The 20,797-nt window shown below is 72.5% G+C and carries 24 protein-coding genes and 1 tRNA gene; 18 read left to right on the top strand and 7 right to left on the bottom strand.

All coding sequences use genetic code 11. From position 1 onward, the window contains the following. Positions 1–208 precede the first annotated feature (208 nt). The 5 genes from LMU33_RS32425 to LMU33_RS32405 are packed head-to-tail and all read right to left on the bottom strand — an operon-like array spanning position 209 to position 6,005. The gene (locus LMU33_RS32425) at positions 209–1,969 is read right to left on the bottom strand and encodes a copper resistance CopC/CopD family protein (protein WP_228624352.1); all 1,761 of its coding nucleotides are present in this window, start codon (positions 1,967–1,969) and stop codon (positions 209–211) included. Positions 1,970–2,027: 58 nt separating this feature from the next. Then, complete coding sequence (locus tag LMU33_RS32420) at positions 2,028–2,798, bottom strand: SDR family NAD(P)-dependent oxidoreductase (protein WP_228624351.1); 771 nt, start codon at positions 2,796–2,798, stop codon at positions 2,028–2,030. After that, the gene (locus LMU33_RS32415) at positions 2,795–3,268 is read right to left on the bottom strand and encodes a cupin domain-containing protein (RefSeq protein ID WP_228624411.1); all 474 of its coding nucleotides are present in this window, start codon (positions 3,266–3,268) and stop codon (positions 2,795–2,797) included. The genes LMU33_RS32420 and LMU33_RS32415 overlap by 4 nt, the downstream gene beginning before the upstream one ends. Positions 3,269–3,270: 2 nt before the next feature. After that, on the bottom strand, positions 3,271–3,867 hold the full coding sequence (locus LMU33_RS32410; RefSeq protein ID WP_228624350.1) for a GNAT family N-acetyltransferase: 597 nt from the start codon (positions 3,865–3,867) through the stop codon (positions 3,271–3,273). After that, the gene (locus LMU33_RS32405) at positions 3,864–6,005 is read right to left on the bottom strand and encodes a penicillin acylase family protein (RefSeq protein WP_228624349.1); all 2,142 of its coding nucleotides are present in this window, start codon (positions 6,003–6,005) and stop codon (positions 3,864–3,866) included. The genes LMU33_RS32410 and LMU33_RS32405 overlap by 4 nt, the downstream gene beginning before the upstream one ends. 140 nt (positions 6,006–6,145) lie before the next feature. Between LMU33_RS32405 and LMU33_RS32400 the strand changes: the two genes are divergently transcribed. The 7 genes from LMU33_RS32400 (at position 6,146) to LMU33_RS32375 (ending at position 10,907) form a co-directional block, all read left to right on the top strand. Next, positions 6,146–7,636, top strand: coding sequence for an FG-GAP-like repeat-containing protein (locus tag LMU33_RS32400; RefSeq protein WP_228624348.1), 1,491 nt, complete (start codon positions 6,146–6,148; stop codon positions 7,634–7,636). Positions 7,637–7,681: 45 nt separating this feature from the next. After that, positions 7,682–8,293: an HhH-GPD-type base excision DNA repair protein gene (locus LMU33_RS32395; protein WP_228624347.1), complete on the top strand. Its 612-nt coding sequence runs from the start codon at positions 7,682–7,684 to the stop codon at positions 8,291–8,293. Between the two features lie 64 nt (positions 8,294–8,357). After that, positions 8,358–9,026: an HdeD family acid-resistance protein gene (locus LMU33_RS32390; RefSeq protein ID WP_228624346.1), complete on the top strand. Its 669-nt coding sequence runs from the start codon at positions 8,358–8,360 to the stop codon at positions 9,024–9,026. 94 nt (positions 9,027–9,120) lie between these two features. Continuing rightward, on the top strand, positions 9,121–9,441 hold the full coding sequence (locus LMU33_RS32385) for a hypothetical protein (protein WP_228624345.1): 321 nt from the start codon (positions 9,121–9,123) through the stop codon (positions 9,439–9,441). Positions 9,442–9,513: 72 nt separating this feature from the next. Next, positions 9,514–9,639: a hypothetical protein gene (locus LMU33_RS41515; protein ID WP_283844241.1), complete on the top strand. Its 126-nt coding sequence runs from the start codon at positions 9,514–9,516 to the stop codon at positions 9,637–9,639. 227 nt (positions 9,640–9,866) lie between these two features. Beyond that, positions 9,867–10,163, top strand: a complete 297-nt coding sequence (locus tag LMU33_RS32380) for a type II toxin-antitoxin system VapB family antitoxin (RefSeq protein ID WP_003999914.1) — start codon at positions 9,867–9,869, stop codon at positions 10,161–10,163. 105 nt (positions 10,164–10,268) lie between these two features. Continuing rightward, the gene (locus tag LMU33_RS32375; protein ID WP_228624344.1) at positions 10,269–10,907 is read left to right on the top strand and encodes a LytR C-terminal domain-containing protein; all 639 of its coding nucleotides are present in this window, start codon (positions 10,269–10,271) and stop codon (positions 10,905–10,907) included. A 40-nt stretch (positions 10,908–10,947) separates the two neighbouring features. Here LMU33_RS32375 and upp read toward each other — a convergent pair whose 3' ends face one another. Beyond that, positions 10,948–11,583, bottom strand: a complete 636-nt coding sequence (upp, locus tag LMU33_RS32370; protein WP_228624343.1) for a uracil phosphoribosyltransferase — start codon at positions 11,581–11,583, stop codon at positions 10,948–10,950. A 139-nt stretch (positions 11,584–11,722) separates the two neighbouring features. On the opposite strand from upp, the gene LMU33_RS32365 reads away from it, so the two are divergent. The 9 genes from LMU33_RS32365 (at position 11,723) to LMU33_RS32325 (ending at position 17,185) form a co-directional block, all read left to right on the top strand. Continuing rightward, positions 11,723–11,956 (top strand): hypothetical protein, encoded by a 234-nt coding sequence (locus tag LMU33_RS32365; RefSeq protein WP_249814549.1) that lies wholly within the window; start codon positions 11,723–11,725, stop codon positions 11,954–11,956. Positions 11,957–12,269: 313 nt separating this feature from the next. Then, positions 12,270–12,806 carry a tRNA adenosine deaminase-associated protein gene (locus tag LMU33_RS32360; RefSeq protein ID WP_228624410.1) on the top strand — a complete coding sequence of 179 codons (537 nt, stop codon included), beginning with the start codon at positions 12,270–12,272 and terminating at the stop codon, positions 12,804–12,806. 56 nt (positions 12,807–12,862) lie between these two features. Then, positions 12,863–13,294, top strand: coding sequence for a tRNA adenosine(34) deaminase TadA (tadA, locus tag LMU33_RS32355; RefSeq protein ID WP_228624342.1), 432 nt, complete (start codon positions 12,863–12,865; stop codon positions 13,292–13,294). A 45-nt stretch (positions 13,295–13,339) separates the two neighbouring features. Then, a tRNA-Ser gene (locus LMU33_RS32350) sits at positions 13,340–13,424 on the top strand. Between the two features lie 155 nt (positions 13,425–13,579). Then, positions 13,580–13,759 (top strand): hypothetical protein, encoded by a 180-nt coding sequence (locus LMU33_RS32345; RefSeq protein WP_055708362.1) that lies wholly within the window; start codon positions 13,580–13,582, stop codon positions 13,757–13,759. Between the two features lie 10 nt (positions 13,760–13,769). After that, a complete protein-coding gene (locus LMU33_RS32340) occupies positions 13,770–14,063 on the top strand; it encodes a Dabb family protein (RefSeq protein ID WP_228624341.1) in 294 nt (97 codons plus the stop codon). A gap of 174 nt (positions 14,064–14,237) precedes the next feature. Further along, the gene (locus tag LMU33_RS32335) at positions 14,238–15,086 is read left to right on the top strand and encodes an RNA polymerase sigma factor SigF (protein WP_228624409.1); all 849 of its coding nucleotides are present in this window, start codon (positions 14,238–14,240) and stop codon (positions 15,084–15,086) included. A gap of 327 nt (positions 15,087–15,413) precedes the next feature. Continuing rightward, positions 15,414–16,352, top strand: a complete 939-nt coding sequence (locus LMU33_RS32330; protein WP_228624340.1) for an RNA polymerase sigma factor SigF — start codon at positions 15,414–15,416, stop codon at positions 16,350–16,352. A gap of 317 nt (positions 16,353–16,669) precedes the next feature. Then, entirely contained in the window at positions 16,670–17,185 is a 516-nt protein-coding gene (locus LMU33_RS32325) for a hypothetical protein (protein ID WP_308280827.1), read from the top strand. A gap of 31 nt (positions 17,186–17,216) precedes the next feature. On the opposite strand, the gene LMU33_RS32320 is transcribed toward LMU33_RS32325, so the two are convergent. Continuing rightward, on the bottom strand, positions 17,217–17,414 hold the full coding sequence (locus tag LMU33_RS32320; RefSeq protein ID WP_228624338.1) for a hypothetical protein: 198 nt from the start codon (positions 17,412–17,414) through the stop codon (positions 17,217–17,219). A gap of 207 nt (positions 17,415–17,621) precedes the next feature. Between LMU33_RS32320 and LMU33_RS32315 the strand changes: the two genes are divergently transcribed. Then, positions 17,622–18,128, top strand: a complete 507-nt coding sequence (locus LMU33_RS32315; RefSeq protein WP_228624337.1) for a MarR family winged helix-turn-helix transcriptional regulator — start codon at positions 17,622–17,624, stop codon at positions 18,126–18,128. Between the two features lie 85 nt (positions 18,129–18,213). Continuing rightward, on the top strand, positions 18,214–20,703 hold the full coding sequence (locus LMU33_RS32310; RefSeq protein ID WP_504967715.1) for an MFS transporter: 2,490 nt from the start codon (positions 18,214–18,216) through the stop codon (positions 20,701–20,703). Positions 20,704–20,797: the final 94 nt, after the last annotated feature.

Raw genomic sequence — 20,797 nt, 5'->3', positions numbered from 1 at the left:
GCCCGCCTAGGGCATACGTGGCCGTAGCCGGGCCACCCATGAACGCAGGTGAACGACAGCACCTCACGAGTTCGCATCTCGTATCCGCCGCCGCCCAGAGGGCCGGGTCACGAAAGTGGCCCGGCCCTCTGGCGTTGCCCTCTGGCGTCGCACTCGGTCGTCGCACTCGGTCCTCGGCGAGCCGGCCGGCCCGGCGCGTCCCGACCGCCTACCGCGTCACCCGCACCGGTGCCGACACCGTCACCTGGTCCAGTTCCGAGATCCGGATCGTCGCCTTCAGCGTCCAGGTGCCGGGGAGGGGGAGGTCGAAGGAGCCGGTGGACCAGTAGCCGCCGCGGTCGGTGATGCGGGTGTCCAGGGGGCCCAGGTGCTGGGCGGGGAGGGTGAGGGTGACGCGGAGTTCGGGGACCGTGGACAGGCCGCCGTCGGGGCCGTAGACCACCGCCTGGACGGAGCTGCGGCCGACGCGGCCCGGGTCCAGGGTGATCTGGACCTTGCCGCGACCGCCGGGGGTGCCGACGTCGAAGGGGATCGTGGTGACGGAGGCCGTCGGGATGCCGCTCGCCGGGGTTGCGGTCGCCGCCGCCTCCTCGGCCGCGCGGCCGGGCACCGTGCTCGTCAGCAGAGTCGTCAGGGCCAGGACCACCGCGCCGACGGCCGCCTCCACCAGCACCGAGCGGCGCAGGATGTGGAACGGCGGGGGCGGGGGCGGCGTCGGGGGTTCCGGGGGCAGCGGGGGGCCCGCGGCCGGTTCGGGGACGCGGGCGACGGCGAGCCGGGGTTCTCGGGTCACACGGGTCGTCCACGCGCGGGAGCAGGCCGCCGCGAGCAGGAGCGCGGTGACCGCCGCCAGTTTGGCCAGCAGGGTGCGGCCGTACGTCGTGTCCGTGAGGGCCTGCCAGGAGCCGAGGCCCCGCCAGGACTGGTAGACGCCGGTCAGGACCAGGACCGTCACCGAGGCGAAGGCCAGGCGGGAGAAGCGGGCCAGGGTGGTGAGGGAGGTGCGGGGCAGCGTGCGCAGAAGGGCCGCCAGGCCGCCCAGCCAGGTCCCCATGGCCAGCAGGTGGAGCGTGGCGGCGGTGATCGCCGGCGGGACCTGGATGCCCGCCGAGGCGTGTTCGGCCGCCGTCCAGGTCAGGGCCAGGGGGAGGGAGAGGGCCCCGGCCACGGCGAGCGTCGTACGGCGCGGGAGCCTTCTGCGGCGGGCCCGCAGGAGTGCCATGCCGGCGCCGGCCAGGAGCAGGAGCGTCAGGCGGGTGAGCAGGAGGGCGCCGGGGCGGGTCGCGGCCGGGTGGGTGAGGGAGCTCACGGAGAGCGTGGGCGGGGTGCCCTCCTCGTAGGGGGTGCGCAGGAGGTACAGGGCGGCCGTCGTGGCGATGAGGGTCCAGGCGGCGGCCAGTACCGGGGTGCGCAGTGGGGCGGCCGTCGGCGGGCGGCAGTACGCCACGAACGCCGCCGTGCCGAGGAGGACGGCCAGGGAGAGGTAGGCGAGGTAGCGGGCGATGTTGTACAGGGCCGCCGTGGCGGGGTTCTCGGTGTCGTCGGGGGCCGGGCTCGCGGCCGTCGCCGTGCGGGTGCCGACCGAGAAGGTGAGCGCGCCGGAGACCGGGTGACTGTCCGCGGACACCACCCGCCAGGCGACCGTGTAGGTGCCGGTGGCGAGCCTGGCGGGGAGGGAGACGCGGGCCGTGTCCGGGCGGCCGGGGGCGTGCTCCGCGGGGCCCGTGCGCAGCCGGTGGTTGGCGGGGTCGTAGACGCGGAAGGAGTCGGTGAGCAGGCCGACCGATTCGGTGAAGGTCAGGGTGACGCGGCTGGGGGCCGCGCGCAGGAGGCCGCCGTCGGCGGGGTCGGTCGTGCGTAGGGACGCGTGGGCGGACGCCGGGGCCGCCGTGCCCAGCAGCAGCGCGAGGAGGCCCGCGCAGAGCAGCCCCAGCCGTCGTGACCATCGACGCCGGTCGCGCAACAGCACTCGTCCCCTCCCTCGCCACCTGTCCTCCGTATGTGTACGCACGGACCGACCGGAGCGCTCACCAGGCCGGCCGGGCCGAGATACCGCCGTCCACGGTCAGGTCGTGGCCGGTGATCCAGCTCGCGAGGGGTGAGGCCAGGAACACGCAGGCGTCGGCCACGTCCTCGGGGCGGCCCAGCCGGCCGGTGGGGACGGCGGCCAGCCAGCGGTGTACGCCGTCCGGCCAGGCCTCCGCCAGGCCCTCCCGGTCGATCAGGCCGGGCGAGACGGCGTTGACGCGGATGCCGTCGGGCCCGTACTCCAGGGCTGCCGCGCGGGCGTGCATGACCACCGCCGCCTTGGCCGCGCTGTAGTGGGCGTGGCCGGGAGCGGGACGGGCGGCCTCGATGGAGGCGATGTGGGTGATGTTGCCGCCGCCGTGCGCGCGCATATGGGCGGCGGCGGCCTGGGTGCAGGCGAAGACGCTGGTGAGGTCGGTGTCGACGACCGCGCGCCACTCGGCCGCCGTCATGCCGGGCAGGGGCCGGACGGGCTGGACGGCCGCGTTGTTGACGAGGGCGGTGAGCCGGCCGCCGGACCAGTCCGTGACCTCCCGGACCAGGCGGTGGCAGGCGTCCTCGTCCGTCAGGTCCGCCCGGAGTACGACCGCCTCGCCGCCCGACTCCCGGATCCTGGCCGCCACTTCCCCGGCCGCGTCCACCGCCGTACGGCAGTGGACGGCCACCGCCGCGCCCTCCTCGGCGAAGCGCAGCGCGATGGCGCGGCCGATGCCGCCGCCCGCGCCGGTCACCAGGGCGGTCTGTCCGTCGAGCAGGTTCAGCGGGGTCATGGGCGGCACAGTTCCGCGATGCGGGCGGCCTCGGTCGGATAACGCGCCGTCAGGTCGGCGGCGCTGCCGTGTTCGTAGTCCGCGTAGGTGAATCCGGGCGCCATCGTGCAGCCGAAGAACGTCCACGCGCCGCCCGGTGCCACCCGCGCGCCCATCCAGGTACCGGCCGGCACGGTCAGCTGGAGGTGCTGGCCGGTCAGCGGGGCGGGGCCGAGGACGGCGGTGCGGGCGCTGCCGTCGGGCGCGAGCAGGAGAAGGCCGAGCGGGTCGCCGAGGTAGAAGTGCCAGATCTCGTCGGTGGGCAGGCGGTGCAGGGCGCAGAAGTCGTCGGCGGTGAGCAGGGCGACGATGGCGGAGCCCTCGGGCCGGCCGTCCGGACGCACGGGCCCCGCCCAGGTACGCCGGAACAGTCCGCCCTCGCGGGGGATGGGTTCGAGGCCGTAGTGGGCGATCAGATCGTCCGGCGTCATCGTCACCCGGGGAAGGCTACTCGGCGCTCCAGGAAGGCGAGTTGGGCGTGCTTCTGCGGCAGGTACACGTCGGGGAGGTCCACCTCGGGCAGGACGACCGCCGGGCCGCGCACGAAGCCCTGCCGTTCGAAGCGGGCGATCGCCCTGGTGTTGCGCACGTCCGGGTCGACCACGAGCCGGTGCCGGTCCAGGGCGCGCAGCGCGTACGTCGTCATCACGGTCAGCAGCGCCGAGGTCCAGCCGGGGCGCGGGCCGTCGGGGCCTGCCGGGCCGAGGAGGACGTGGACGCCCAGGTCGCCGGGGCGGACGGCGTAGCACTCGCCGACCCGGTCGGCGGCCGGCTCGTACGTCTGGAGCAGGGCCGCCGGTACGCCGTCCTTGGTGACGAGGTGGGCGTGGTGGGTGTCGAGGCCGGCCATATGGGCGTAGATCTCGGCGACCTGGGCGCGGGTGAGGCCGTTCATGCCCCAGAAGACGGCGCGTTCCTCGCTCGCCCAGCCGTGGACGACATCCGCGTCGGACGCCGGGTCGAGGGGGCGCACGCGGACGGTGCCGAAGCCGTCGACGTGCTGTTCGTACGGGGCGGTGTGGTCGGTCATCGGGTTTCCTCGGTGGGGTCCGGCGGGGTCAGCAGGGTCCAGTCGGTGACGACCGGGACCAGTTCCCCCTTGAGCCACAAGGGGAGTTGGTCGTGGTGGTGGGGGGTGCCGGGGACGCCGTCGGCGCCGAAGGGGACCACCCAGCGGCTGGCCGCGCGGTCGGCCAGGTCCCAGACGTAACGGGCGGCCGGGCCGCGGGCCGCGCGGTCGGTGAGACCGGGGACGGCGGAGGTGCACAGCACGCAGTCGTGGTCACCCGCGAGTCCGGGCTCCAGGTCCCCCTGTGTTCCCGGGTACGGCAGTGCGCGCCAGGGAGCCAGGCGGTGGGTCGCGGACCAGGTGCCGGCGGGGGGTTCGGCGGCCACCTCCTCCAGGGCCGCGCGGACCGCGGCCGGGCGGTCGATGCCGTACAACTCCTCGGCGCGCAGCAGGTGTTCGAGGGCGTGGCCGATGCGCGGGAGCAGGGCCAGCCAGGGGAGCAGCACCTCCGGGTAGGCCGGGGGCTCGGTGAGCGGGGCGAACACCGGGTGGGCGGCGAGCCGGCGTACGACCGCGCCGCGCACCGCCGCGTAGGCGGCCGCGTCGGTGCTGTCGGCGTCCATCCGGCGGTTCCAGGCGAGCAGCCGCTCGCGCAGTCGGGCCGCGGCGGGGGTGAGGCCGTCGAGCGCGGCGAGGTGGTCGAGGAGAGGGGCGGCGGAGGCGAGGTGGGTGTCGGTGTGGATCGCCGGCATACCGTCGGCGGTCCAGGTGCGGCGCGCGTCGAGGAGGGCGCGGATGCGGTCGGCGCGGTGCGGCGGGGCGAACTCGACGCCGAGGGGGGTGGCGGGGCCGCGCTGGTTGGCCATCACCGCGATGCCGTCCTCGACGGCGGCGTACGGCATCTCGTGCCAGCCGTGCCAGTCGTGACCCGGCTGCCAGGCGGGGACCGGGTGCAGGCGGTTGGATTCCGCGCGGACCGGTACGCGGCCGGCGACTCGGTGGAGGGTGCCGCCGTGGGTGTCGGCGGCCTGTACGACGTTGACCGGCTCGGCCCAGGCGTCCAGGGCACGGTCGACGTCCTGCACCGTGCGGGCCCTCAGGAGGGGGAGGAGCGCGCTGAATCCGAGGTCTGCCGTGACGCGGGGCGGGTAGCGCAGGGTCAAGGCGGTGCCGGTGTCCTCGGCGTCGGCGGTCCGCGGGTCGCAGGGCGGTTCCGGGGTGAGCCGCGCCTCCAGGCCCTCCGGGCCCCCGGCGATCACCGGCCCCCTCTCCGTCTCGATCACCTCGATCTCCAGCGGTGGTTCCCCCGCGATCTCCACCGTCTCCGTGTGCCGGGCGGCCCGGTGCCAGTGGCCGTCCGGTCCCAGGGCCTGGACGCCCGCGCCGGTGCGGCGCAGGCGTTCGCGGTACAGGTCCTGGTAGTCGGCCATGGCGTTGGTGATGGCCCAGGCGACCGTGCCGGTGTGGCCGAAGTGGGCGATGCCGGGGACGCCGGGCACGGCCAGGCCGACGACGTCGAACTCGGGGCAGGCGAGGTGGATCTGCTGGTAGACGCCGGGGTCCTCGATGAAGCGGTGCGGGTCGCCGGCGATCAGGGCGTGCCCGGTGGCGGTGCGGGCGCCGGAGAGCAGCCAGCCGTTGCTGCCGGCGGTGCCGGGGCCGTCCGTCGCGAACAGGCCGGCGGCGTCGGGACCGAGGTGCCGTTTCGCCTGTTCGCGCCAGAGCTTGGCGGGAAAGCCCGCGAAGAGGAGGTGCGCGGCGAGCCAGACGCCGAGCGGGGTCCAGGGCTGCCAGGGGGCGGGGGTGAGACCGGCGCGGGCGAATTCGGGTGCCCGGCGGGCGCCGGCCGGCAGGCCCTCGTTGACGCCGTCGGCGTACGCCCGTACCCAGTCGGCCGTTTCCGGGTCCCGGCGTTCCAGCGCGGCGAAGCAGCGGCGGGCGGTGTCGTCGAGGCGGGCCCGGCGGGCCAGGACGTCCCAGGAGAGGGCGCCGGCGCCGAGGAAGGCGGCCGAGGTGCCCTGGGAGCGGTGGCGTTCGACCTCCAGCTGCCAGGCGCGGTCCAGTGCGGTGACCCGGCCCTGGGCACGGGCCAGTTCGAGGGTGCCGGAGGCCCGTAGATGGGGGATGCCCCAGGCGTCGCGGTAGGTCTCGGTGGTCACCCGGGAATCCCCTCCACTCCTGGACAGGTCAAGATAGGTTAGCCTTACCTAAGTCTCAGTGCAGGATCGTACGCGACGGACGAAGGAGCCCTGCGCCAGGGGCGTACAACCTTCCGAGAGGTCCGTGTGTCCACCGAGGCATGCGCACAGTCCTCACGGCGGGAGCCCTGCTCGCCGCCGTAACCGCCGCTGCCGCCGGACCGCTCACCCCGGCCGCTTCCGCCGCCGCGCCCTACAAGGGGGCCAACACCGCCGCCGTACAGGACGACTTCAACGGTGACGGATACCGGGACCTGGTCGTCGGAGCGCCGTACGCGGCCGACGGCGGCGTCGAGGCGGCCGGTGCCGTGGTCGTGCTGTACGGCTCGTCCTCCACGGTGAGCGCCACCCGCCGCACGGTGATCACCCAGGCGACGGCCGGCATCCCCGGCGACCCCGAGGAGTACGACGGCTTCGGCACCGCCGTGGCCAGTGCCGACCTCGACCGGGACGGGTACGCCGACCTGATCGTGGGCACACCGTACGAGGGCGTGGGCGGCAAGGCCTCGCGCGGCTCGGTGACCGTCGTCTGGGGCGGGCCGAACGGGCTGGGCGGCGGCACGAACATCGCACCGCCGGCCGGACTCGGCGACGGGATGACGTACTGCCGCTTCGGGATGTCCCTGGCCGCCGGCGACATGAACGGCGACGGCGCGCCCGAACTGGGCGTCGGCTCCGGCTGCGAAGCCTCCGCGTACACCGGCCCGTTCACCCGCACCGGCGGGTCCGCCTCCCGTTACCTCGAATGGCGGGCGTCCGGCCGGGGGGTGGTGATGGGCGATGTGAACGGCGACGGAAAGGCCGAGCGCTTCTGGCTGTCCGGGCCCGCCGACGACGATCTGCGCGGCACCGTGTACCTCGACAACGGCGCCCCCGCCGACGACACCGGATCCGTGAACGCCCCCACCGAACTTCCCTACGCCGACGGCCACGCAGGCCAGGTCGGCGACGTCAACGGCGACGGATACGGCGATCTGGTCACCGGCATCGCTGAGGACGACTCCCTCGCGAACGCCACAGGCGCCGCCCACCGCGGCGGTGAGATCCAGGTCCTCTACGGCGGCCCCCACGGCATCACGGCCGGCCAGCACCCCCAGGTGTTCCACCAGGACACGGCGGGCGTCCCCGGCGTCGCCGAGAACGGGGACGAGTTCGGCCAGTCCCTGAGCGTGGGCGACGTCAACGGCGACGGCTACGCGGACGTCCTCGTCGGCTCGCCCGGCGAGGCGGTCGGCACCCACCGGCTGGCCGGCACCGCCGTACTGCTGCGCGGCTCCGCCTCCGGCCTGACGACCGCCAAGGCCGCCGGCTACACCCAGGACACCGCCGGTGTGCCCGGCGCGGTGGAGACGGGCGACCAGTTCGGGGCCGCGGTACACCTCGCCGACCTGAACCGGGACGGCAAGGCCGAGACGGTCGTCGGCGCGCCCACCGAGAACAGCGACGGCTGCGTCTGGGTCGCCCGGGGCTCGGCCTCCGGTCCCGTCCCGAGCGGCTCGTTCGACGTCTGCGGCAAGAGCGCCGGGATCACCGTCAAGAACGTGAAGGGCTACTTCGGCGCGGCCACGACCAGCGCACACGTGGAGATGTGAGCCACCCCGGCTGCGCCGTGCGCGCGGCCGGGCGATCATCGAGGCATGGACGTCACGCTGCATCTCGCCCAGGATCCCGACGCCGACGCGCTGCTCGGGCGGTCCCCGCTCGCCGCACTCACCGGCATGCTGCTCGACCAGCAGGTCCCGATGGAGTGGGCGTTCAAGGGGCCCCGGACCATCGCCGACCGGCTCGGCGTCGAAGCGGCCGGGGATCTCGACGCGCACGACATCGCCGCCATGGCCCCGGAGGCCTTCGCCGCGCTGCTCGCCGAGAAGCCGGCCGTGCACCGCTACCCGGGCTCGATGGCCAAGCGCATCCAGCAGCTGTGCCAGTACCTCGTCGAGCACTACGACGGGGACGCGGAGGCGGTCTGGCGGGACGTGCCGACCGGCCCCGAACTGCTGAAGCGGCTGGAGGACCTGCCCGGGTTCGGCAAGCAGAAGGCCCAGATCTTCCTCGCGCTGCTCGGCAAGCAGCTCGGCGTCACACCGAGGGGCTGGCGGGAGGCGGCGGGGGCGTACGGCGAGCGCGAGTCCTTCCGGTCGGTCGCCGACATCACCGGGCCCGAGTCGCTGGCCAAGGTCCGGGCGCACAAGCAGGAGACGAAGGCGGCGGCGAAGGCGGCCAAGCCCTCCGGCAAGGCGGGCCGCTAGAGCGCTTCACCCGACCGGCCTCTTCCTGGTGGCCGCCCCGGTCCCGCCGTTCGCAGCATGAACCATGACCGAGGCACCGAACACCGGTCCGGAGTGGGGCCGTGAGTACGACGACCGGAACGTGCACGCCAACACGCCGCCGGGGGAACGGCGTGAGCCCGAGCCTCCGTTCGAGGGCCCCCTGCACGCCCTGTCCCGGGCCGCCTGGCAGGTGGTCCTGGTCACCGGGATCGCCTCACTGGTCCTCGGCGTCCTGGTGCTCGTCTGGCCCAGCGCCTCCCTGGTCGCCGCCGGCGTCCTGTTCGGCATCTACCTCCTGATCAGCGGCGTCTTCCAGCTCGTCGCCGCGTTCGGCACGCACCGGGCGACCTCGCTGCGCGTGCTGGCGTTCATCAGCGGCGCCCTGTCGATCCTGCTCGGCCTGTTCTGCTTCCGCGGGCCCATGCAGTCGATCCTGCTGCTCGCCCTGTGGATCGGCATCGGCTGGCTGATCCGGGGGATCACCCAGACCCTGGCCGCCCTGCACGACTCGCGGATGCCCGCCCGGGGCTGGCAGATCTTCCTCGGGGTGGTCACCTTCATCGCCGGAATCGTGCTCATCGACTCGCCGTTCCGGTCGGTCGCCGTGCTGACCCTGGTCGCCGGCATCTGGCTGGTCGCGGTGGGGATCGGGGAGATCGTCACCGCTTTCGGCATCCGGAGCCGCGCCAGGGCGGTCCCCCGCACGGTGTGAGCGGTGTCAACCGCGGCGCCCGGCGGTACGCCGTGCGGGCGGATCTCGGGCCCGGCGTGCGTCATGCCCCGCCCGCCCCGGGGACACACCCGACGTGAGCAGGACCGCGAGCCTTCCCCGCAGCCGTACCTGGCTGCGGGTGCTCGCGCTGTTCCTCGCCCTGTGGGTGCCCGGCGCCCATGCGCAGGCCCAGGCGGCCCCCGCGCTGGGCGCGTCCGCCGAGACCTTCGAGCACGACGTACTCGACACGCTCCTGCGGCCGCCCGCCCCCGCCGTCCACCGCGCCGACCTGCCCGAGCGCCCCGCGCCCCTGTCCGACCCGGCGCCCGCCCGGCCGGCGGCACGGCCCTGCCCCGGCACGCCGCGGGAGCCGTACGCCCCGCCCCTGCTCCGCACGGTCGTCCTGCGCTGCTGACAGACCCGCGTCCCCGCGAAAGGCCGGTCGGAGGCCGGCCACAGGTCAGTCGGAAGCAAGGAGCAGACAGCCATGCCCATGGATCCCTACGCCGTCCTGCGCGCCCTGCTGCGCGCGGAGGCCCGGCGGGCGGCGACGCCCGAGCCGGAACGGAAGGAAGAGCCGCAGCGGCCGCCCGAGGACCGGGACGACCGCTGAACCGGGCCCGGCGGAGGCGGGCCTCCGCCTCCGCCGGGCCGCATGCCGGCCCTCCGCCGTTCGGGGGAAATCCGCCGTGTCGGACTCACACCCCCCGAAGAAGTCCGCCACGCGCTGCGCCTGGAATCCCGATAGCGGCACGTATGCTCCATTTGCGGCATCTTTTCAGGTGCCCCACTCGGCCGCCATGGCTGCGCCCGGAAGGTCTTGACCGGTAGGCTTTCCGTGTGATCTTCAAGCGCATCGGAAACGGCCGGCCGTACCCCGACCACGGCCGGGAAAGCACCCGGCAGTGGGCGGACGTCGCGCCGCGCCCGGTCCGCCTCGATCAGCTCGTGACGACCAAGGGGCAGCTCGACCTGGAGACCCTGCTGGCCGAGGACTCGACGTTCTACGGCGACCTCTTCGCGCACGTCGTGAAGTGGCAGGGCGATCTCTACCTGGAAGACGGGCTGCACCGCGCGGTCCGCGCCGCCCTCCAGCAGCGCCAGGTGCTGCACGCGCGCGTGCTCGAACTCGACTGACCCGGCGCGGCACGGCCGTTGGCCCTTGACCCTTTCGGGTTCCGCTGAGCGGCATCGACTGATCATCAGATAGGCAGCGCCGCTCGGGCGCACTACGCTGCGCTCATGAGCATGCTGACTCCCCCTGGCATGGGCGGCCAGTACCGGATCACGGGGGACAAATACCCTCGGATGCGCCCGCCGCGCCGACACGCCAGGCTCGTGGCCGCCGTGGTGGCGTCCGTCGCCGCGCTCGGCCTGATCGGCTGGGGCACCCTGCAGCTCATCGACGTCTTCACCGGCGGCGCCAAGAAGAGCACGGCGGCCGGCCCGAAGACCGACTGCCACCCCAAGGCCGATACGGCCGCCCAGGTGAAGTCCCTGCCCAAGCCGGCCCAGATCACCGTGAACGTCTACAACGCCACCGAGCGCACCGGGCTCGCCAAGTCCACCGCCGACGAGCTGAAGAAGCGCGGCTTCCGGATCGGTGCCGTGGGCAACGCGCCGGGGGCGTACGACAAGAAGGTGAAGAACGCCGGGATGCTCCTCGGTCCCGCCGCCGCCCAGAACACCTCACTGCCGGTGCTCGCCGCCCAGCTCACCGGCACCGAACAACGCGCCGACAGCCGCAAGGGCACCGACGTCGACCTGATCCTCGGCGACGCGTTCAAGGGCCTGGTGAACCCGACGGCGGCGGACCAGGCGCTGACCAGACTGACCGCGCCCGCACCGACGTCGGCGCCCTCCGCCAAGAAGGGGTGCTGACCCGAAAGGTGATCGATCAGCACCCCGGCAGGCGCGAGAACTACTCAGCGGCCCCGTAGAGACGATCCCCGGCGTCCCCCAGCCCCGGCACGATGTACCCGTGCTCGTTGAGGTGGTCGTCCACGGCCGCCGTCACCACCGTCACCGGCGTCCCCGCCAGCTCCCGCTCCATCAGCTCGACGCCCTCGGGAGCGGCGAGGAGGACCACGGCGGTGACGTCGTCCGCACCGCGCTTGATCAGCTCCTGGATCGCCGCGACCAGCGTGCCACCCGTGGCCAGCATCGGGTCCAGGACGTACACCTGGCGGCCCGAGAGGTCCTCCGGCATGCGCGAGGCGTAGGTGGAGGCCTGCAGCGTCTCCTCGTTGCGGATCATGCCCAGGAAGCCCACCTCGGCGGTCGGCAGCAGCCGCACCATGCCGTCCAGCATGCCGAGGCCGGCGCGCAGGATCGGTACGACCAGCGGGCGCGGGCGGGCGAGCTTGACGCCGGTGGTCTGCGCGACCGGCGTGCGGATGTCGACGGCCTCGGTGCGCACGTCCCGCGTGGCCTCGTAGGCGAGCAGGGTGACCAGCTCGTCGGCGAGCCGGCGGAAGGTCGCGGAGTCGGTGCGCTGGTCGCGCAGCGTGGTGAGCTTGTGGGCGACCAGGGGGTGGTCGACGACATGGAGACGCATGCCCCTAACGGTACCCGCGCCCGAACCCCCGCCCGTCCCGGCGTACCCCCGGCAGGGCCCCCCTTCCGGCCCTGGCGTCGAAGCGGCCGTACGGGGGAAAGTGGGAGGGACGGAACTGGGGTGGTGAGACGTGCCAGACCTGCCTGACCTTCCTGAGAACACGCCCGGGGACGCCGAGGGCACCCGGGGCGCCGCAGAGCCCGCGATACGCGGTGCCGCCGCACCGGAGACGGACGCCGAGCGCCGGCGCCGCCGCGCCCGGTTCCTGCGCGACCTCGCCGAGGCCCGTGCGCTGCGCGCCCGGGTCCAGCCGCGGCGCGCCAAGGCTGCCCGGCTGCGGCACGAAATGCGCATGCGGACGTTCCGCTGGTAGACCGACCGAGGGGAGGACACTCCTGGGAATCGTCTTGGGGATCCTCATGGGCAAGACCCGGTAAGGAAGTTCTTGGCAAGGTAGATCCGCGTACACACCGGCGTTTGCGAGGTGGGCGTGCGGGAGCGCCTGGAAAAGCCGCGTACGATCCGCAGGTGGCTGACAAGACACAGGGCGCCGAAGACGTCCCCTGAAGGCCTTGTTTCTGCCACGATTCCGAGTGGGTGGGGCTCGGAGCCCAGCTCTCTCCGCCTACGTACCTCCGCCGGGGGGACCCCCAACCGGCACGCCTATGACCAGTGGGAGAGTCACGGTGTACTTCGCCGCACTGCTCGCGCGCACCGAAGACGGGTGGGAAGCGAGCGACACAGAGCTCGACGATGTGGAGACCCTGTCGGATCTTGCCGACCTGGCCCGGGAAGCCTCTCCCGAGGAGGACACGGTGCTCGTGCTGATCGAGCAGGAGGACGCGTGGTTCGGCGTCGTCCGCGTGGACGGCGAGGACGACCCGCGGATCTACGTCTCGGACGCGGCCGCCGCCCAGCGCAGCGCCTACGGCGAGCTGCTGCTCACCGACGAACTGCTCGGCCGGGAGCCGGGTGCCGACGACGGCCCCGACCTGGACTCCCTGGACCTCGACGGCACGGAGGACGGCGAGTCCGAGTCCGACGAGGACGACGAGGAGGGCACCGCCGCCGACGCCGTTCCGCACAGCCCGGTGGGCGACAGCCAGATCCTCGACGACCTGGGCATCAGCGAGAAGGAGCTGCGCTCGCTGGACGCCGAGGACGCGCTGGGCGCGATCGCCGAGGCCCTGGGCGCCTCGGAGGTGCTGGAGACCGTCCGCTGACCACGCAGAACCCGGCGGCCGCACCGGACCCGGTACGCGACCGCTGGCGGGCCGCGATGCGACTCGCCCTGGCCGAGGCCGAACGGGCCGTCCAGGGCGGGGACGTGCCCGTCGGCGCCGTCGTGCTGTCCCCGGACGGTGCGACGGTGCTCGCCGTCGGGCACAACGAGCGCGAGGCCACCGGCGATCCCACGGCCCACGCGGAGGTCCTCTCGATCCGGCGGGCCGCCGCCCTGCTCGGGGAGTGGCGGCTGGCCGGCTGCACGCTCGTGGTCACCCTAGAACCGTGCACCATGTGCGCGGGCGCGATCGTCCAGTCCCGCCTCGACCGGGTCGTCTACGGCGCCCGTGACGACAAGGCGGGCGCGGCGGGCTCGCTGTGGGACGTGATCCGCGACCGGCGGCTCAATCACCGTCCGGAGGTCGTCGAGGGCGTTCTCGCGCCGGAGTGCGCCCGTGTCCTCACCGAGTTCTTCCGAGACCGGTGAATACCGATTTCAGGGCACGCCCATCCGTGCTGTAAGGTCTCCCTCGGTAGCGTGTCCGAGCGGCCGAAGGAGCTCGCCTCGAAAGCGAGTGTGGCGCAAGTCACCGAGGGTTCAAATCCCTCCGCTACCGCGCGAGGAAGGGCCCCGTCGAAAGACGGGGCCCTTCGTGTCGTGTCGGTACGGAACCGGCAAAAGACCCCGCGCGGAGGGCCGTTGGTCCCGGAAAAAGGCATGAAGGTTACACTCGCGGCCGGCAGCAGGGGCGCACGGACAGGGGAGGCCGCGGTGGCGGTGAATGCCAAGAAGATCGCCGTATACGTGCTCGTGGTCTTCGCGCTGTACGTGATCATCACGGACCCACCCAAGGCCGCCCACTACGTCCAGATAGTCTTCGAGGGCATATCGGACGCGGCCAAGGCCGTGGGCGACTTCATGACGTGGGTCGCCAACGGAGGAAAGAGCTGAGGTACACCCCATGATCCGCCACCTGGTCCTGTTCAAGCTCAACGAGGGCGTCGAGCGCGACGATCCGCGGGTCGTGGCGGGCGTGGAGGCCTTCGAGGCCCTCGGCGGCCAGATCGAGGAGGTGCGCTTCTGGGAATGCGCCTGGAACATCAGCGACCGGCCGATCGCCTACGACTTCGCGATCAACTCGGCGGTCGAGGACTCCGACGCCCTCAAGCGCTATCTGGAGCACCCAGCCCATCAGGCGGGCGTCGCGCTGTGGCGCGAGTTCGCCACGTGGGTGATCGCCGACTACGAATTCTGACCGCTCCCGCCCCCGAGCCCCCCGCCGCAACGGCTGGGGGCTTTCGTGCGTCTTAAGCCCCAACTTGTCCATGTTTGCGCACAACACGGCGTTATTGGGTGCTTGCACAGCGTGCACATGTCTTGTGATGCTATGACCGCTTTTGACCGATGATTGAGCGATGAAGAGGTGGCGTTGACCGTGTCGGCCAGTACTGCGCCGCCCCAGGAGGAGTCGGCCGCGCCCGCCCCCGCTCCCGCTCCCGTGCCCCCCGAGAAGCGGCGCGGCGCCGACACCCGCGCCCTCACCCAGGTGCTGTTCGCCGAACTGAAGGAGCTCACCCCGGGCACGCCGGAGCACCACCGGGTGCGCGGGGCGCTGATCGAGGCGAACCTCCCGCTCGTGCGCTACGCGGCCGCCCGCTTCCGCTCCCGCAACGAGCCGATGGAGGACGTGGTCCAGGTCGGCACCATCGGCCTGATCAACGCCATCGACCGGTTCGACCCGGACCGGGGTGTGCAGTTCCCGACCTTCGCCATGCCGACCGTGGTCGGCGAGATCAAGCGGTACTTCCGGGACAACGTCCGCACGGTCCACGTACCGCGCCGGCTGCACGAGCTGTGGGTGCAGGTCAACAGCGCCACCGAGGACCTCACCACGCTCTACGGCCGCTCCCCGTCCACCTCCGAGATCGCCGAGCGGCTCAGGATCAGCGAGGAGGAGGTGCTGAGCTGCATCGAGGCGGGACGCTCGTACCACGCCACCTCGCTGGAGGCCGCGCAGGAGGGCGACGGGCTGCCCGGCCTGCTGGACCGGATCGGCTACGAGGACCCGGCCCTGGACGGCGTCGAACACCGCGACCTGGTCCGGCATCTGCTCGTCCAACTCCCCGAGCGCGAACAGCGAATCCTTCTGCTGCGCTACTACAGCAATCTCACCCAGTCGCAGATCAGCGCGGAACTCGGCGTCTCCCAGATGCACGTCTCCCGCCTGCTCGCCCGCAGCTTCCAGCGGCTGCGCTCAGCGAATCGCATCGACGCATAGAAGCGCTCGAGGCGGAGCACAGCGGGCGCACGGAAGCACACCCGGGATCACCGCCTGCATCGCAAACCCGATCGATGCATCACCATGGAGAGCGAATCGCTCACCAGCGCAGATGCCGACAGTTGGATTCCGAAACCGCGTCAGACCCCGTCTTTCCAGGGCCGATTCACTTCTCACATGTCGACATGTCACTACAGCGTGTTGCCGACATGTGACATTCTGCGGGAGACGCGTTTGCCGGGCCTTCGGCGCCGGTATTCAGGTGAAGGCTGCGCTGCTCGCAAGAACGGCGCCGCCACGACCGTCCCGCGACCCAAAGGGGGTGGCATGTCCGCAGAACAGGGCAGCTCGAAGGTGCTGACGCCCGCGACGAGCGAGGCAGCACCCAAGGAGCTCGACGCTCTCGACGTCCTTGCCGGCATCGAGGGCGCCACGGCCCTCGACGCCGTGCCGGCCCCGCCCGCCCCGGCGGCCGCCGACCTCCCGGCCCCGCCGGCCTCGGGAGACATCGACACCCGCACCCTGTCCCGTTCCCTGTTCCTGCGGCTCGCCGCACTCGACGAGAACAGCCCCGAGCGCGCCTACGTCCGGGACACCCTGATCGAGCTGAACCTGCCGCTGGTCCGCTACGCGGCCGCGCGCTTCCGCTCCCGCAACGAGCCGATGGAGGACATCGTCCAGGTCGGCACCATCGGCCTGATCAAGGCGATCGACCGCTTCGACTGCGAACGGGGCGTGGAGTTCCCGACGTTCGCGATGCCGACGGTGGTCGGCGAGATCAAGCGGTTCTTCCGGGACACGTCCTGGTCGGTCCGCGTCCCGCGCCGCCTGCAGGAGCTGCGCCTGGCCCTCACCAAGGCCAGCGACGAGCTGTCCCAGAAGCTGGACCGCTCCCCGACGGTGACCGAGCTGGCCGCCGTGCTCGGCGTCTCCGAGGAGGACGTGGTCGACGGCCTCGCGGTCGGCAACGCCTACACCGCCTCCTCGCTGGACTCCCCGGCCCCCGAGGACGACGGCGGCGAGGGCTCGCTCGCCGACCGGCTCGGCTACGAGGACACGGCGCTGGAGGGCGTGGAGTACCGCGAGTCCCTCAAGCCCCTGCTGGCCAAACTCCCGCCCCGGGAGCGCCGGATCATCATGCTCCGTTTCTTCGCCAACATGACCCAGTCACAGATCGGCGAGGAGGTCGGCATCTCCCAGATGCACGTCTCGCGCCTGCTCACCCGGACGCTGGCACAGCTGCGGGAGGGCCTGATCTCGGACTAGCGCTCCGCGGGCCGTGCGGACGGAGCGCCCGCCCGGGGGTTCCTATCTGACGGTACGTCAGTCACCATGGCCCGATGCTTCGTACGACGACATGGACACGTGGCCGCCGAGGCGCCGTTACGGCAGCGTCGGCGGCCGTCGTCGTCCTGGGCGGGGTACTGGCCGCGTGCGGGGGCCATGGCCTGGGCGGCGGGTATGTCGCGGTCGGCTCGGGACAGCGCGGGCCGGCCCCGGTCGGGCCGACGGGGTCCGTGACGCTGGTTCCGCTCGACGGAGGCGGCAGCACAGGCGGGAGCGGCGGCAACTCCCCTGGTGGGGTGGAGACTTCGGGCGGTGTCGGCACCGGCGCCGACACCTCGGGCAGCCCGGACACCGCGCAGCAGACCTTCGCCCCTCCCAGCGATGACGGCTCCCCCGCCACCCCCGGCACGGACGGCACGGACGGCACGGACAGTCGTACGACGCCGCCTGCCACCTCGCCCGGCCCAACCCCCAGTCCGGCCCCCAGCCGGGGAAAGCCTCCCACCCCCGCCGTCCTCTCCTGGGGCGCCCCCACGACAGAGCCGGTGGATCAGCGCTGGTGCCAGAAGGTGGCCGTCGGTTTCAGGAACTCCGGGGGCACGGCGGTGCGTTCGGGGTCGGTGACCTTCGGGACGCACATCATCGGCGCGCTCGGCATCGACTGGGGGACGGTCGACTCGACGGTGGACCTCCCCGTGCCGATCGCGCCGGGCGCGCACGAGGACCACACCTGGACGGTGTGCGTCGACGCCTGGCGCGTGCCGCTCGGCATGCACCTCGAGACGCGGGACGTGTCCGTCCGGTGGAAGTGATCGACGGGAGCCGGTCCTGCTTCGGCCGGTCCTACTTCAGCGCCAGCCAGGCGACACCGGCCACCACGGCCAGGGCCACGATGACACCGATGATCACGCCGACGCGGGGGCCGGAGGAGGTTGCGGCCTGCTGCTGGCGGCCCTGGGGGGCCTCGTCGACGAACGCGCGGAACATCTGGGTGTTGCCGGCGGGATCGTAGTTGCCCTGGGGGCCCTGGGTGTTAGCCATGGCCCGAGACCTTAGCGAAGACGGGCCGGGCCGCCCAAGTGGGGGGCCACCGGGACAGACGGGGGCACCTCACCCGCACCGACCTGCACGTTTACGGTCGCAATACTTGCCTTTGCCAAGTTTTTATTCTGCCGCACTCCCGTTTATTTGCCTGCAGCAACCAAACAGGTGTTACGGTTGCCTCAAGCAACGAATTCGGGAGGTGTGATGGCCGAGCAGGCGCAGTTCGAGGAGCTGGCGCGTCAGCTCAGCGCCGTCGGAGCCGTGAAACGGGACCTGGGTCGGATGCTGCCGCCCCACTGCCCGGCCGGCTCGGCCGCCGTGCTGACCCTGCTCGGCCGCCACGGAGACATGCGCATGAGCAAGCTCGCGGAGCTGCTCGCCGTCGACATGTCGGTCACCAGCCGGCACGTCGCGCACGTCGCCGCGCGCGGCTGGATCGAGCGGCACCCGGACCCGGCGGACAAGCGCTCGCGCATCCTGCGCCTGACGCCCGCGGGCCTGGAGCAGCTGCACGAGCTGTCCCGGCGGACCACGCATCTGCTGGCCGAGCGGCTCGCCGACTGGACCGACGACGAGGTGGCCCAGCTGATCCGGCTGATGAACCGCCTGCGCGAGTCCTTCGGAGACTGCCGGGCCACCCAGTTCCGGCACCCGGCCTCCGTGCCCGCTCCCGTAGTCGAAGAGACCACCCGTACACCCGCAAGCACGTAAGAGAAGGAAGCCCATGGCAACGACCACACCAGCCGGTGTGCGGGCTCACGCCAAGCACGGGGGAGGCTCCGCGGAGCACGCCCCCATGACACACCGGCAGATCATGGAGGCGCTGTCCGGCCTGCTTCTGGGCCTGTTCGCCGCCATCCTCTCCTCGACGATCGTCACCAACGCACTGCCGACGATCATCAAGGACCTCGGCGGCGGCCAGTCCGCCTACACCTGGGTCGTCACCGCGGCGCTGCTGTCCATGACGGCCTCCGTGCCGCTGTGGGGCAAGCTCGCCGACCTGGTCAGCAAGAAGGCCCTCGTCCAGATATCCCTGGTCATCTATGTCGCGGGCTCGGTCGTCGCCGGTCTCGCGCAGAACCCGGCGATGCTGATCAGCGCGCGTGTCATCCAGGGCCTCGGCGCCGGCGGTCTGTCCGCCCTGGTGCAGGTCATCATGGCCGCGATGATCTCCCCCCGGGAGCGCGGCCGGTACTCGGGCTACACCGGCGCCACCTTCGCCGTGGCCACCGTCGGCGGCCCGCTGCTCGGCGGTGTCATCACCGACACCTCCTGGCTCGGCTGGCGCTACTGCCTGTACGTCGGTATCCCCTTCGCGCTGATCGCGCTGGTCGTGCTGCAGAAGACGCTGCACCTGCCGGTCTCCAAGCGGAAGGTCAAGGTCGACTGGACCGGCGCCTTCTTCATCACCGCCGCCGCCTCGCTGCTGCTGATCTGGGTCACCTTCGCCAACGACAAGTACGACTGGCTGTCCTGGCAGACGTACACGATGGTGGGCGGCACGATCGCGCTGGCGCTGCTGTTCGTGTTCACCGAGACCCGGGCCTCCGAGCCGATCATCCCGCTGCGCCTGTTCCGCAACCGCACCATCTCGCTGGCCTCGCTGGCCTCGCTGTTCGTCGGTGTCGGCATGTACTCGGGCACCGTCTTCTTCTCGCAGTACTTCCAGCTGGCCCGCGACAAGTCGCCGACCATGTCCGGCGTCATGACCATCCCGATGATCGGCGGTCTGTTCGTCGCGTCCATGGTCTCCGGCCGGTTCATCACCAGCACCGGCCGCTGGAAGGGCTGGCTGGTCGCCGGCGGCGTCTCCCTCACGGCGGGCCTGGCCCTGCTCGGCCTGATGCGCTACGACACCCCCTACTGGGAGCTGTCGATCTACATGGCGCTCCTGGGCATCGGCGTCGGCATGATGATGCAGAACCTGGTCCTGTCCACGCAGAACCAGGTCGCCCCGGCGGACCTGGGCGCCGCCTCCTCCGTGGTGAGCTTCTTCCGCTCCCTGGGCGGTGCGGTCGGCGTCGGCGTGCTCGGCTCGGTGATGTCCGAGCGGATCACGCACTACGCCAAGGACAGCATCACCGACCTCAGCCCGAAGGCGCGGATGGCCGCCGCCAAGGCCGTGGGCGGCGGCGACCTGCCCGACATGAACAAGCTGCCCACGCCGGTGCGCAACTGGCTTGAGGGCGCCTACGGCCACGGCATCGCGGACGTCTTCCTCTACGCGGCCCCCTTCGCCCTGATCGCGCTCATCACGGTGCTGTTCATCAAGGAGGTCCCGCTGCGGACGACCGGCGCGCTGGCCCAGGCCGCGCAGCAGAAGGCCGGGGCGGTCGCGGAAACCACCGCTCCCGTCGAGAACCTTGTGGAGAACACCGTGCAGGAACCCGCCCCGCAGAAGGTGCCCGGCTGGGCCACGCCCGTCGTGTCCGGCACCTCCGCCGAGGCCCCGGCCGCGGCCACCGCCGCCCAGCCGGTGGCGACCGCCGTCGCGACCATCGCCGAGCCCGGCCCGGGCGCGGGCGGCGGCACCCCGGTGCACGGCTTCGTCCGCGGCGCCGAGAGCGCCCCGGTCCCGCAGGCCGCGATCACCCTGATCTCGCTGTCCGGCCGCCAGCTGGGCCGCGCGGTCGCCCAGGCCGACGGCTCCTACTCAGTCGACGCCCCCGGCACGGGCTCGTACGTCCTGATCGCCTCCGCCGACGGCTACCAGCCGCAGGCCTCCACCGTCGTGGTGGGCGAGGAGCCGGTGTCGTACGACATCCTGCTCAGCGGCACCAGCGGGCTGACCGGTGTGGTCCGGGCCGCCGGGAGCGCGCTGCCGGTCAAGGACGCCATGGTGATCGTCACCGACGTGCGCGGCGACCTGCTGGCCACCGCCGGCACCGGGGAGCAGGGCGACTTCGCCTTCACCGACCTGGTGCCCGGCACGGTGACCCTGGCGGTCAACGCGAGCGGGTTCCGGCCGCGCGCCGTGCCCGTCGAGATCGGCGCCACCGGCCTGACCCGGATCGAGATCGATCTGGACGCCGGTGCCCGCCTCCAGGGTGTCGTCAGGGCCCCGCACGGTCCGCTGGCCGACGCCCGCGTGACGCTCGTCGACCAGGCGGGCAACGTGGTCGGCACCGCCACCACCGGCTCGGACGGGGCGTACGCCTTCACCGACCTGGACAGCGGTGAGTACACGGTCATCGCGACGGGTTACCCGCCGGTGGCGACGGCCCTGACCGTGTCCGGCACCGGGGTCGACGGCCACGACCTCGAACTCGCCCACCCCGGCGAGTAGTTCACTCCCGGCCCGTGGCACACATACCGTCGTGTGTGCGCCACGGGCCGGTGTCATACGACCGATTTGTAAGGCTTTGCAGGGAGAAAACGGG

It is taken from the genome of Streptomyces barringtoniae (genome assembly GCF_020819595.1).
GTDB classification, from domain to species: domain Bacteria; phylum Actinomycetota; class Actinomycetes; order Streptomycetales; family Streptomycetaceae; genus Streptomyces; species Streptomyces barringtoniae.
The sequence above is the reverse complement of the archived record's forward strand: the minus strand, read 5'-3'. Positions and strand labels throughout refer to the sequence as shown.

Coding starts and splice junctions, on each gene's coding strand:
- LMU33_RS32420 (WP_228624351.1), bottom strand. CDS start 2,798: ATGACCCCGCTGAACCTGCTCGACGGACAGACCGCCCTGGTGACCGGC.
- LMU33_RS32415 (WP_228624411.1), bottom strand. CDS start 3,268: ATGACGCCGGACGATCTGATCGCCCACTACGGCCTCGAACCCATCCCC.
- LMU33_RS32410 (WP_228624350.1), bottom strand. CDS start 3,867: ATGACCGACCACACCGCCCCGTACGAACAGCACGTCGACGGCTTCGGC.
- LMU33_RS32400 (WP_228624348.1), top strand. CDS start 6,146: ATGCGCACAGTCCTCACGGCGGGAGCCCTGCTCGCCGCCGTAACCGCC.
- LMU33_RS32395 (WP_228624347.1), top strand. CDS start 7,682: ATGGACGTCACGCTGCATCTCGCCCAGGATCCCGACGCCGACGCGCTG.
- LMU33_RS32390 (WP_228624346.1), top strand. CDS start 8,358: ATGACCGAGGCACCGAACACCGGTCCGGAGTGGGGCCGTGAGTACGAC.
- LMU33_RS41515 (WP_283844241.1), top strand. CDS start 9,514: ATGCCCATGGATCCCTACGCCGTCCTGCGCGCCCTGCTGCGCGCGGAG.
- LMU33_RS32375 (WP_228624344.1), top strand. CDS start 10,269: ATGAGCATGCTGACTCCCCCTGGCATGGGCGGCCAGTACCGGATCACG.
- upp (WP_228624343.1), bottom strand. CDS start 11,583: ATGCGTCTCCATGTCGTCGACCACCCCCTGGTCGCCCACAAGCTCACC.
- tadA (WP_228624342.1), top strand. CDS start 12,863: ATGCGACTCGCCCTGGCCGAGGCCGAACGGGCCGTCCAGGGCGGGGAC.
- LMU33_RS32340 (WP_228624341.1), top strand. CDS start 13,770: ATGATCCGCCACCTGGTCCTGTTCAAGCTCAACGAGGGCGTCGAGCGC.
- LMU33_RS32330 (WP_228624340.1), top strand. CDS start 15,414: ATGTCCGCAGAACAGGGCAGCTCGAAGGTGCTGACGCCCGCGACGAGC.
- LMU33_RS32320 (WP_228624338.1), bottom strand. CDS start 17,414: ATGGCTAACACCCAGGGCCCCCAGGGCAACTACGATCCCGCCGGCAAC.
- LMU33_RS32315 (WP_228624337.1), top strand. CDS start 17,622: ATGGCCGAGCAGGCGCAGTTCGAGGAGCTGGCGCGTCAGCTCAGCGCC.
- LMU33_RS32310 (WP_504967715.1), top strand. CDS start 18,214: ATGACACACCGGCAGATCATGGAGGCGCTGTCCGGCCTGCTTCTGGGC.